Origin of the sequence: Planobispora longispora (assembly GCF_016863135.1) — a bacterium.
GTDB classification, from domain to species: domain Bacteria; phylum Actinomycetota; class Actinomycetes; order Streptosporangiales; family Streptosporangiaceae; genus Planobispora; species Planobispora longispora.
Genome location: NZ_BOOH01000019.1, coordinates 541,569 through 552,018, shown reverse-complemented (window position 1 = coordinate 552,018; position 10,450 = coordinate 541,569). Strand labels below are relative to the sequence as shown.

The following is a 10,450-nucleotide window of genomic DNA, read 5'->3' as shown; positions in this document are numbered from 1 at the left end:
CGACGCATGACCGACCACACGACCGAGCCGGCCGACGAGCCGGTGATCCGGCTGCTGATCGCCGACGACCATCCCATCGTCAGGGACGGGCTGAGCAACATGTTCGCCTCCGCCCCCGGGTTCCAGGTGGTGGGCCAGGCCGCGGACGGCGCCGCGGCCGTGCGGCTCGCCCGGGAGCTCCGGCCCGACGTGATCCTGATGGACCTGCGCATGCCCGGCATGGACGGGCTGAGCGCGATCACCGAGCTGACCCGGCTCGGCCTCGCCGCGCGCGTGCTGGTGCTGACGACCTACGACACCGACACCCACGTCCTGCCGGCGATCGAGGCGGGCGCGACCGGCTACCTGCTCAAGGACTCCCCCAGGGAAGAGCTGCTGCGCGGCGCGCGCGCCGCCGCCAAGGGCGAGAGCGTGCTGTCGCCCGCGGTGGCGGCGCGGCTGATGAACCGGCTCAAGACGCCCGCGCCGCAACTGCTCAGCCAGCGGGAACTGGAGGTCCTCGAACTCATGGCGGCCGGGAACACCAACCGTGAGACGGCCGCCCGGCTGTTCATCACCGAGGCCACGGTCAAAAGCCACCTGCTGAACATCTACGCCAAGCTCGGTGTGAACGACCGCGCCGCCGCCGTCGCCGAGGCCTTCAACCGGCGGCTGCTCGTCCCGCGGGCGCCCGGGAACCCCTGATCTCCAGGTGGGGGCGGGAGATAATTATTAGGAAACTTTCCTGATCTAAGGCATCATTTCCGCCGGGACCGCGAGGGGAACGGGGGCAAGGTGGCGCAGGCCGTACACGCCGGGAAAGAGGAGCAGGCGGGGCCCGCGGTCTGGTCGCGGAACTTCGCCCTCTTCTTCACCGCCCGCTCCGTCTCGATGCTCGGCGCCGCGATGATCCCGCTGGCGACCGCGCTCGGAGTGAACGCCCTGGGGTACGGCGCGACCGGCGTCGGGCTCGCGCTGGCCGCGTGGATGGGGCCGTTCGCGGTGCTCATCCTCTTCGGCGGGGTGTTCGCCGACAAGTTCACGCCGCGCCGCATGATGATCGGGGCCGATCTGGTCCGGACCGTCACCCAGGGCGGCCTCGCGGCGCTGTACGCCTTCACCCACCCGCCGCTCTGGCAGATCCTGGCCCTGTCGGCCGTCGCGGGCGTGGCGGCGGCGATGTACCAGCCGGGCGTCTCCAGCACCGTTCCCCGCGTCGCCCGGGACGTGCAGAGGGGCAACGCGACCCTGCGCGTCTCCGAGGCGATCATGATGCTGACCGGCCCGGCGGTCGCCGGCGGCATCGTCGCCCTCTCCGGGGTCGGGGCGGTGTTCGCGATCGAGGCCGTGGGCTTCGCGATCAGCGCCGTCTGCCTGCTCGTCCTCCGCCTGCCGCCGCCGCCCGCCGGGGCGGGGACCGCAGAGGAGTCGATGTGGCGCAACCTGCGGGACGGCTGGTACGAGTTCCGCTCCCGCACCTGGATGTGGAGCGTGATCCTCATCTGGGTGGTCTTCGGGATCACCCTGTTCGGGCCGATGATCCCGCTCGGCTCGGTGCTCGTCAGCGAGGACCTCGGCGAGGCGGCGTACGGCCTGATCCTGTCCGCCTCCGGAGCCGGCACCATCGTCGGCGGCCTGGTCGCGATGCGGCTCCGGCCCGCCCGGCCGCTGACGGCCGGGGCGATCGGCCTGTTCGGGTTCACCCTGGAGCCGCTCTCGATCGCCGCCGCGACGCCGCTGGAGGTCATCATGGCCGCCCACGTGATCGGCGGCGCGGGCTGGGCGTTCTGGTCGGTCATGTGGGCCACCAGCATCCAGACCCACGTGCCGCAGGAGGCGCTCAACCGGGTCACCGCCTACGAGGTCGGCGGCTCGACCATCGCCGTCCCGGTCGGCCAGGCCCTCGCCGGCCCGCTGGCCGGGTGGCTGGGCGCCCGGGAGGTGCTCGTCTCCTCCTCGGTCGTGGCGGTGTGCGGGTGCGTCTGCCTGCTGCTGATCCCCGCGGTCCGGAGACTGCGCAGGATCACCCCCGGGTGAGCCCGCGCGGCGGATCTCGCACCTGTCCCCGGGCCCCCTTCCGTATCGGCACGAATCCCGGCAGGAGGATCACTGCCCTCATACGATGGGCCATGTGACCATCCGCCGCGGAATCCCCCCGCTGGTCCTCATCCTCCTGCTCACGGCCTGCACCGGAGAGGAACCCTCCCCGGTCCGGCTCGACACGGTGAAGCGCGCCCCGGTCACCGAGGTCGTCGAGGCCCCCGCCACGGTGTCCGCCCGCGCCACGGCCGTGCTGCGCTCCCCGGCCCAGGGCACGGTCCGGAAGCTGTACGTCCGGGACGGCCAGCGGGTCGAGAAGGGGCAGATCCTCGCGAAGATCAGCTCCCCGCAGGCGGAGGAGCAGCTGCGGCAGGCGCGCGCGGCCGAGCGGGCGGCCTCGCGAGGCTCGCGGAGCTCGCGCGCCGGGGCGCTTCCGCGCCTGGGCGGCGGCTCTCCCGCCCTCCGCCTCGCCTCCGGGTTCAGCGTGAAGACCGACCCGCGCGTACGGCGCGGCTTCGCCAAGGCCCGCCGGGCGGCCCGCGAGGTCGAGGATCCCAAGGTCCGCAGGCAGCTGCTCGCCACCCTGGACGCCGCCGAGGCCCAGCACCGCGCCCACCAGGAGGCGCTGGCCAAGGCCGCCCGCGGGCTCACCGAATCGCTCAACCGTTCCCTCAGCACGGTGCTCGGCCAGATCACCAGCCAGGTGAGCTCGGGACTCGGCGGTCTGAGCACCTCCATGGCCTCCCTCCAGGAGGCGTCCCGGTCCCAGGCGAAGGCCGCGGTGGCGGTCGCCCGCAGGACCGTGGACGGGCTGACGGTCAAGGCCCCGTTCGACGGGGTGGTCACCCTCGGCCGCACGTCCGCCGGCGGCGCCCCCGACCTGAGCGCCCTGCTCCCGCAGGGACTGACCGGCGCCGTGCAGGCGCCCGCGTCCGGCGCGTCCGGCCCCTCCGGCTCCGGGACCCCGGTCGCCACCGGCGTGCCCGTCTCGGCCGGGGACGCGATCGTCACCGTCACCGACGTCTCGGAGCTCACCCTCTCGGCGGACGTGGACGAGACCGACGTGCTGCTGGTCAGGCGGGAGATCAAGGCCGAGGCGGAGTTCGACGCCGTGCCCGGCGGCGTCTACGCGGCCGTGGTCACCGGGGTCGGGGTCACGCCCATGGAGGGCACGACCGGCGGCGCCAGTTACCCGGTCCAGCTCTCCCTGGGGCGGGGGGCCTTCGACGACGGGAGCAGGGCCCCGACGCCCAAACCGGGGATGAGCGCGGTCGTCCGCCTGACGGTCCGCGAATCGCCGCACGCGCTCGCCGTGCCGTCCTCCGCGATCGTCACCAGCGGCCGGGACAGCGTCGTCTGGGCGGTCCGCGGCGGCAGGGCCGAGCGACGGGTGGTCAGGCTCGGCGCGCAGGGCGAGTCCACCGTCGAGATCCGGTCCGGCCTGACCCTCGGCGAGCGGATCGTCGTCCGCGGCGCCGACACCGTACAGCAGGGCCAGCCCCTCCCATGACCTCCTCGGCGACCTCCTCGGCGTTCGAGGCGGTGGGGCTGGCCCGGTCCTACCGGCTAGAAGGCGTCTCGGTGGACGCGCTGCGCGGCGTGGACCTGCGGATCGAGCCGGGGGAGTTCGTGGCGATCGTGGGACCCTCGGGATCGGGGAAGTCCACGCTGATGCACCTGCTCGGCTGCCTGGACCGGCCGACCTCGGGAAGCCTCCGGGTCAACGGCGTGGACGTCTCGACGCTCTCCGACACCCGCCTGGCCGAGCTGCGCAACCAGGCCATCGGGTTCGTCTTCCAGTCGTTCCACCTGCTCGCCCGGACCTCCGCCCTGGACAACGTGGCGCTCCCGCTGGTCTACCGGGGGATGCCCAGGGCCGAGCGTCGCAGGCGGGCGCACCAGGCGCTGGAGTCGGTGGGGCTCGGCAACCGGCTCGGCCACCGCCCCTCGCAGATGTCCGGCGGCGAGCAGCAGCGGGTGGCCATCGCGCGGGCCCTGGTCGGCGACCCCCGGGTCGTCCTGGCCGACGAGCCGACCGGGAACCTGGACACCCGCAACGGCGCCGAGGTGATGGCCATCCTCGACCGGCTCAACGCCGAACGCGGGGTCGGGATCGTCCTGGTCACCCACGACTCCGAGGTGGCGGCCCACGCCCGCCGTCAGATCCACGTCCGGGACGGGTTGATCGAGTACGACTCCGGTACGGCGGACGGCGCCACTGGGCGGGACGAGGGCCGTACCGGGCCGGTGGAGGCCGGGTGAGGACGGCGGAGGCGTTCCGGATGGCGCTGGAGGCGCTGCGGGCCAACCGCCTGCGCAGCGCCCTCACCATGCTCGGAGTGATCATCGGGGTCTCGGCCGTGGTGGTCCTCGTCGCGGTGGGCACCGGTGCCAAGAACGCGGTGGAGAGCGAGATCGCCGGACTCGGAAGCAACATCATCCTGGTCGTCCCCGGCCGGCTCGGCGTCGGCGCGCTGCCCACCCAGAGCCGCCTGGACCTCGCCGACGTGGCCTACGTGCGCCGGGTGGTCGGCGACCCCTCGAAGGTCACGGTCTCCGTCAACTCGGGGGAGACGGTCCGGGTCGGCAGGAGAGAGGCGTTCGTCACGGTCGTCGGCACCGACGAGAACCTGCCCAACATCTTCGACCGGCCGCTGCGCCGCGGACGGCACCTGGGCGAGACCGACGTGGACACCCGCCGCAGAGTGGCGGTCCTCGGCTCGGAGGTGGCCCAGACGCTGTTCGGGGACGTCGATCCGGTCGGCAGGCAGCTGACGGTCTCCGGGGCCAGGTTCCGGGTCGTGGGCGTCTACGAGACGGTCGGGGCGACCTTCGGGGTGGCCCGCGACCAGGAGATCCACGTCCCGGTCACCACGGCCCAGCGCCTGCTCGGCGTCACCCGGATCAACGGGATCGCGGTCGGCGCGTCCGGGCCCGACCAGATCGAGCCGCTCCAGCGGCGGGTGGTGGACGCGCTCACCGAGCGGTATCCGGGGGAGCGTTTCTCCGCCGTCACCCAGACCCAGCTGCTCGGCACGATCGGCACCGTGCTCGGCATGCTCACCGGGGTGCTCGCCGCCATCGCGGGCATCTCGCTGCTCGTCGGCGGGGTCGGGGTCTCCAACATCATGCTGGTCAGCGTCCGGGAGCGGACCCGGGAGATCGGCCTGCGCAAGGCCCTGGGCGCCCGGCAACGTGACGTGCTGGCGCAGTTCCTGATCGAGGCGGTGCTGCTGACCACGATCGGCGGGGTGATCGGCATCCTGCTCGGCGTCGGCGGGTCGCTGCTCATCGCGGCGCTCTCCCCGGTCCCGGCGGCCGTCACCTGGTGGTCGGTCGCGCTGGCCTTCGGCGTCTCGGCCGCGGTCGGGGTGTTCTTCGGCGTGGCCCCGGCGCGCCGGGCGGGCCGGCTCGACCCGGTGATCGCCCTGCGCGCCGAGTAGCCGCCCGATCGTACGGCGCACGCCGTACAACCACACAGCTTCCGCGCAGCCGTACAGCCTCCGCGCAGCCGCACGCGGCGCGCGCAGTGGTTGCGGCGCCGCGGCGGTCACGCAGGCGGCTCTCCCGGCTCTCAGGCGTCCCGGCGCCGGAGCAGTACGGCGGCCGCGGCCAGGGTGACCGCGATCCAGGCGCAGTAGACCGCGAAGCCGGTCCACGGGGCGAGCTGCCCCTCGGCGACCCGGGTGTAGGTGATCTGGTTGCCGGCGTTGGTGGTGAAGTACCGCTGCAGGGTGTCGCCCCACTCGCCCGGCAGCAGGTTGGTCATCTGCGGCAGGACGAAGACCAGTCCGATCACCGCGACGATGGCGCCGGGAATGTGCCGGATCAGGGCGCCGAGCGCCAGGCCGAAGACGCCGGTCGCGGTGATGAGCAGCGCGGCCCCGACGACCGCCCGCAGCACCCCGGGATCGCCCAGTCGCGCCGCCTTGTCCCCGAGCACGGCCTGCCCGGCGAAGAACGAGGCGAACGACGCCGCCAGCGACACGCTGAACGCCACCGCCGCCACGACCGCCGTCTTGGCGGCGAGCATCCGCAGGCGGCCGGGGACCGCGAGCAGAGTGGTGCGGATCATGCCGGTGCGGTACTCGCCGCCGACGGCCAGGACGCCGAGCGTGGCCATGGCCAGCGAGGCGAACGCGGAACCGGACAGGCTGATCATGGTGGAGTCGGTGAGCGCGGACCGTTCGCCCAGGTTCGCGGTGGAGGCGGCGATCAGCAGACCGAAGCCGACCATCAGCACCACGGCGACGAGCAGGGTCCACACGGTGGACCGCACCGATCGGATCTTGGTCCATTCGGAGCGCAGCACGCCGGTCATGACGTCACCTCCATGTACTCGCCGTCCTCGTACTCGCCGTCCTCCCGGGTCCTTCCGCGCTCGGCGCCCTCCCCGGCGCCCGCGTACTCGGTGCTCTCCCGGGTCAGTTCCATGTAGGCCGCCTCCAGGGACGGCGCGACCTCGGCCAGCTCGTGCAGCGCGAGCCCGGCTCCCGCCGCGGCCTCGCCGACGGCCGCGGCGGTCATGCCGGTCACCCGCAGGTGGTCGCCGTGCAGGGTCACCCCCGCCGCCCGGTCGCCGGCCGTCCCGTCTCCCGCCCTGCCGCCTGCCGTCCCGTCACCCGTCGCCCCGTCGAGCAGCCGGGCGAGGTCCGGCAGCCGCGGCGAGCGCACCCGCACGTAGCCCTGGGAGCTGCGGCTGATGAACTCCGCCGTGCTCGTGTCGGCGATGAGCCTGCCCTTCCCGATGACGATCAGGTGGTCGGCCGTCTGGGCCATCTCGCTCATCAGGTGGCTGGAGACGAAGACCGTGCGGCCCTCGGCGGCGAGGTTCCGCATCAGGGTGCGGATCCACAGGATGCCCTCCGGGTCCAGCCCGTTGACCGGCTCGTCGAACAGCAGGATCTCCGGGTCGCCGAGCAGCGCGGCGGCGATGCCCAGCCGCTGCGACATGCCGAGCGAGAAGCCGCCGACACGGCGGCGCGCGACCTCGGTCAGGCCGGTGACGGCGAGGACCTCGGTCACCCGCGAGGCCGGGATGCCGTTGCTCTGCGCGAGGCAGAGCAGGTGGTCGCGGGCCGTGCGCCCGCCGTGCACCGCCTTGGCGTCCAGCAGCGCGCCGACCTTGCGCAGCGGGTGCTTGAGCTGCCCGTACGGCGTGCCGTCGATGAGGACCGAGCCCTCGGTCGGGTGGTCGAGGCCGAGCATCATGCGCATGGTGGTCGACTTGCCCGCGCCGTTGGGCCCGAGGAAGCCGGTCACATGACCGCCGCGCACCTCGAAGGAGAGCCCGTCCACGGCGACGGTCGAGCCGTACCGCTTGGTGAGTTCCCTTGCATCGATCATGCTTCCAGCCTCGCCGCCGCCCCGCCGCGAATCATCGGCCCGGGGAACGGTCTGCGACCTGGGAGCGGAGTACGGCACCCGCCTCCGCTTGGGACCTCGCTCCTATGCCCGCATTCCCGCGCTCGGAGCCTGGGACGCTGTTGACAGACGACTCTCGGCCGCTCACGTACTCTAAGTACTTGACGTACTTATCGTTTAAACGATCGGGGAGACCTCAGGAGGAGCCGTGGCGTCTCTGCACTATGAGAGCTACACGGAGGCGCGGACGCATCTGAAGCGCCTTCTGGACGCGGCGGCACGCGGCTGGACCGCCACCGTCCGGCGGGACAAGACTCGAGCGGCTGTGGTCGACGCGGAGCGGCTGCGGGCCTTCCTGGCAGCCGTGACGCCGTCCCGCGCCGAAGTGGTGGCCGAGGGCGGCGGGTGGTCGGTGTTCATTCCCGGTCTGCCCGTGGCGGCCGACGGCGCCACCTTCGAGGAGGCGATCGACGAGATGGTGGGAGCCCTCCGTGAATACGCGGAGGACTGGCAGGACCACCTCCTCGATGCCCCCAACCACCGGGAGAACTGGGGCCTGGTCCAGTTGATCGAGCTGAGCGACGATGAGGAACTCCGCCGCTGGCTGACCGGGCAGGCGCCATGACGTCGTGGCCTCAAGCGACGAGAGAGGAACACGAACGGTTCTGCCTGATGGAGGGGTGGAGCCGGGTCCGTGACGCGTGCGGACGGTCAGGGACCCACCACATCACGTACGAACTCCGGCTTCCGGACGGTCGCATCTTGCGGACCGGGATCTCCCATCCGCCGGACCGGACCTCCTACGGCCGCGGCATCTGGGCTCACATCCTCCGTGACCAGCTCGACGTCACGGAGGATGAGTTCTGGAAGTGCGTGAAGGAGGGTGAGAAGCCTGATCGGGGAGTTCCCCCCGTCCCGGCCGAATCGCTCCCCGCCGACCTCGTCCACCTGCTCATCGCCAAAGTCGGACTCCCGGAGGCGGAGGTCGCTCAAATGACCAGGGAAGTCGCCATCGCCCGGCTGCAGCGCTTCTGGACCGGTGGCGGATAACCCTGACCGGATGCGGGGGACAGGATCCCTCACGACCCGGGGCGGACCAGGCCCGCCTCGTAGGCGACGATCACGGCCTGGGCGCGGTCGCGGGCGCCGATCTTGGCGAACAGGTTGGTGACGTGGTTCTTCACGGTGGACGGGGAGACGTCGATCCGCTCGGCGATCTCGCCGTTGGAGTGCCCCCGGGCGATGAGCGTGAGCACCTCCCGCTCGCGGTCGGTGAGGGAGTCGAGCTCGTCGGGCACGGGCTCCCGCCGGGGGCGGGAGGCGCGGACGAACGTGCCGATCAGGCGGGTGAGCAGCCGGGGCGCCACGGCGGATTCGCCTCTGTGCACGGTTCTGACGCCCTCCACGAGTTCCTCGGGCGAGATGTCCTTGGGCAGGAACCCCGAGGCTCCGGCGCGGAGCATCGCCACCACGTACTCGTCCAGGTCGAACGTGCTCAATCCCAGCACCCGCACCCCGGGGAGGGCGTCCGTGATCTCCTGGGTGGCGGCGACGCCGTCCACGCCGGGCATGTGCACGTCCATCAGCACCACGTCGGGCCGCAGGTCGCGGCTGAGCCGTACGGCCTCCGCCCCCTCCGCGGCCTCGCCGGCGACGGACATGTCGGGCTGGGCATCGAGGATCATGCGGAACCCGGTGCGCACCACGGCGTGGTCGTCGACGAGCAGAACCTTGATCACTGACTCTTCCCCGGCGATTACCCGCTCTCCGGTCACGCGCCCTCCCTCGACGATCACGCACTCTACTTCGGGGACGCCGGATCCTTCGAGGGCGCCGGATCTTGAACCGCGGGGACCGGGATCCAGGCATGGACCCGGAAACCCCCCTCCGGCCGCGGCCCCGTCTGCAGCCGCCCCCCGCACAGCGCGACCCGCTCGGCCATGCCGCCCAGCCCGAAGCCGGACCCGGTCTGCGCCGTGCCGCCCCGGCGGCCGAGCCCGTCGTCGAGGACCTCCACCTCGACGGCGCCGGACAGGTAGGCGAGACGGACGCTGACGCGGGCGCCGTCGGCGTGCTTGCGCGTGTTGGTGAGGGCCTCCTGGACGATCCGGTAGACGGCGTGGTCCACCGCCGCGGGCAGCGGGACGGCCTCTCCCGTCACCTCCAGCCCGACCGGCGGCCCCGCGCCGTCCACCCGCGCGACCAGGTCCGGCAGGGCCTCCGCCCCGACTCCCGCGTGGTTGTCCGGCTCGTCCCCGTCCTCCGCGCGGAGCACGTGCAGGAGCTGCCGCATCTCCGCCATCGCCTCGCGGGCCGTGCGCTCGGCGGTGACGAGGGCCTCCTGGGCGCGCCGGGGATCGGTCGTCATGGTCGTGCGGCCGGCGCCGACCATCACGTTGATCACGCTGATGTGGTGGGCCACGACGTCGTGCAGCTCGCGGGCGATGCGGCGGCGCTCGGCGCGGACCGCGGCCTCGGCCGCCTGCTCCTGCCCGCGTTTTCGCAGCTCGCCCCTGAGCCGGAGGAACTGCCCCAGGCCGACGACCAGGAAGGGGGAGAGGACCGGGACGGAGACGTTGCCCGGGATCTCCCCGGACTGCAGCTGGTAGACGGCCAGGTAGCTGAGCGAGGCGGCCGCGGCGATGATCCATACCGTCCGGCCCGCCGCGTGACGACCCAGGCTGTAGAGCCCGATCACGCTGGGCAGGGTCGCCGGGTCTCCCAGGCCGAGGAGGGTGTGCAGCAGATCGAGGGCCAGGGTGGCGAGGGCGACCGCGACCGGGTGGTTCCGCCGCACGATCAGCGGGACGGCGCCGGCGGCGGCGATCGCGACAGAGAGGCCCCGGTCGGGGTGGCCCGCGGGGAGCAGCGCCCTGACCGCCGTCACCTCGGCCACGCCCACCAGGACGGCCAGCGCGCCGTCGAGCACCGCGGGGCGTCTGAGGGTCTGCCAGGCTCTGCGCCAGGATCTGCCGACGCCCGGGAAGCGCATGGCTCGACAGTACGGCATGTCGCGATCGGAGTAGATGTGTCGTGAATATCGCCATCATGTGTCGGATATGAACTT

General features: G+C 72.7%; 11 protein-coding genes. 7 read left to right on the top strand and 4 right to left on the bottom strand.

Going from position 1 to position 10,450, the window contains the following annotated elements; genetic code table 11:
• Window positions 1-6: 6 nt before the first annotated feature.
• The 5 genes from Plo01_RS13755 to Plo01_RS13735 all read left to right on the top strand — a co-directional run bounded on the left by Plo01_RS13755 (window position 7) and on the right by Plo01_RS13735 (window position 5,462).
• Window positions 7-684 (top strand): response regulator, encoded by a 678-nt coding sequence (locus Plo01_RS13755; protein ID WP_275415385.1) that lies wholly within the window; start codon window positions 7-9, stop codon window positions 682-684.
• Between the two features lie 90 nt (window positions 685-774).
• On the top strand, window positions 775-2,016 hold the full coding sequence (locus Plo01_RS13750; protein ID WP_203890922.1) for an MFS transporter: 1,242 nt from the start codon (window positions 775-777) through the stop codon (window positions 2,014-2,016).
• Window positions 2,017-2,110: 94 nt separating this feature from the next.
• On the top strand, window positions 2,111-3,529 hold the full coding sequence (locus tag Plo01_RS13745) for an efflux RND transporter periplasmic adaptor subunit (RefSeq protein ID WP_203890921.1): 1,419 nt from the start codon (window positions 2,111-2,113) through the stop codon (window positions 3,527-3,529).
• Entirely contained in the window at window positions 3,526-4,281 is a 756-nt protein-coding gene (locus tag Plo01_RS13740) for an ABC transporter ATP-binding protein (protein WP_203890920.1), read from the top strand. The genes Plo01_RS13745 and Plo01_RS13740 overlap by 4 nt, the downstream gene beginning before the upstream one ends.
• Complete coding sequence (locus tag Plo01_RS13735) at window positions 4,278-5,462, top strand: ABC transporter permease (protein ID WP_203890919.1); 1,185 nt, start codon at window positions 4,278-4,280, stop codon at window positions 5,460-5,462. The genes Plo01_RS13740 and Plo01_RS13735 overlap by 4 nt, the downstream gene beginning before the upstream one ends.
• Window positions 5,463-5,593: 131 nt before the next feature.
• Here the strand turns inward: Plo01_RS13735 and Plo01_RS13730 are convergent, their stop codons facing one another.
• Together Plo01_RS13730 and Plo01_RS13725 are read right to left on the bottom strand one after the other, a co-directional pair.
• On the bottom strand, window positions 5,594-6,340 hold the full coding sequence (locus Plo01_RS13730) for an ABC transporter permease subunit (protein ID WP_203890918.1): 747 nt from the start codon (window positions 6,338-6,340) through the stop codon (window positions 5,594-5,596).
• Window positions 6,337-7,365, bottom strand: coding sequence for an ABC transporter ATP-binding protein (locus tag Plo01_RS13725; protein ID WP_203890917.1), 1,029 nt, complete (start codon window positions 7,363-7,365; stop codon window positions 6,337-6,339). Before Plo01_RS13725 ends, Plo01_RS13730 begins: the two co-directional genes overlap by 4 nt.
• A gap of 226 nt (window positions 7,366-7,591) precedes the next feature.
• Between Plo01_RS13725 and Plo01_RS13720 the strand changes: the two genes are divergently transcribed.
• Window positions 7,592-8,008 (top strand): RelB antitoxin-like protein, encoded by a 417-nt coding sequence (locus Plo01_RS13720; protein WP_203890916.1) that lies wholly within the window; start codon window positions 7,592-7,594, stop codon window positions 8,006-8,008.
• A 137-nt stretch (window positions 8,009-8,145) separates the two neighbouring features.
• Window positions 8,146-8,433 carry a hypothetical protein gene (locus Plo01_RS13715; RefSeq protein ID WP_239316245.1) on the top strand — a complete coding sequence of 96 codons (288 nt, stop codon included), beginning with the start codon at window positions 8,146-8,148 and terminating at the stop codon, window positions 8,431-8,433.
• A gap of 29 nt (window positions 8,434-8,462) precedes the next feature.
• On the opposite strand, the gene Plo01_RS13710 is transcribed toward Plo01_RS13715, so the two are convergent.
• Together Plo01_RS13710 and Plo01_RS13705 are read right to left on the bottom strand one after the other, a co-directional pair.
• The gene (locus Plo01_RS13710; RefSeq protein ID WP_203890915.1) at window positions 8,463-9,122 is read right to left on the bottom strand and encodes a response regulator; all 660 of its coding nucleotides are present in this window, start codon (window positions 9,120-9,122) and stop codon (window positions 8,463-8,465) included.
• Between the two features lie 62 nt (window positions 9,123-9,184).
• A complete protein-coding gene (locus tag Plo01_RS13705; protein WP_203890914.1) occupies window positions 9,185-10,375 on the bottom strand; it encodes a sensor histidine kinase in 1,191 nt (396 codons plus the stop codon).
• Window positions 10,376-10,450: the final 75 nt, after the last annotated feature.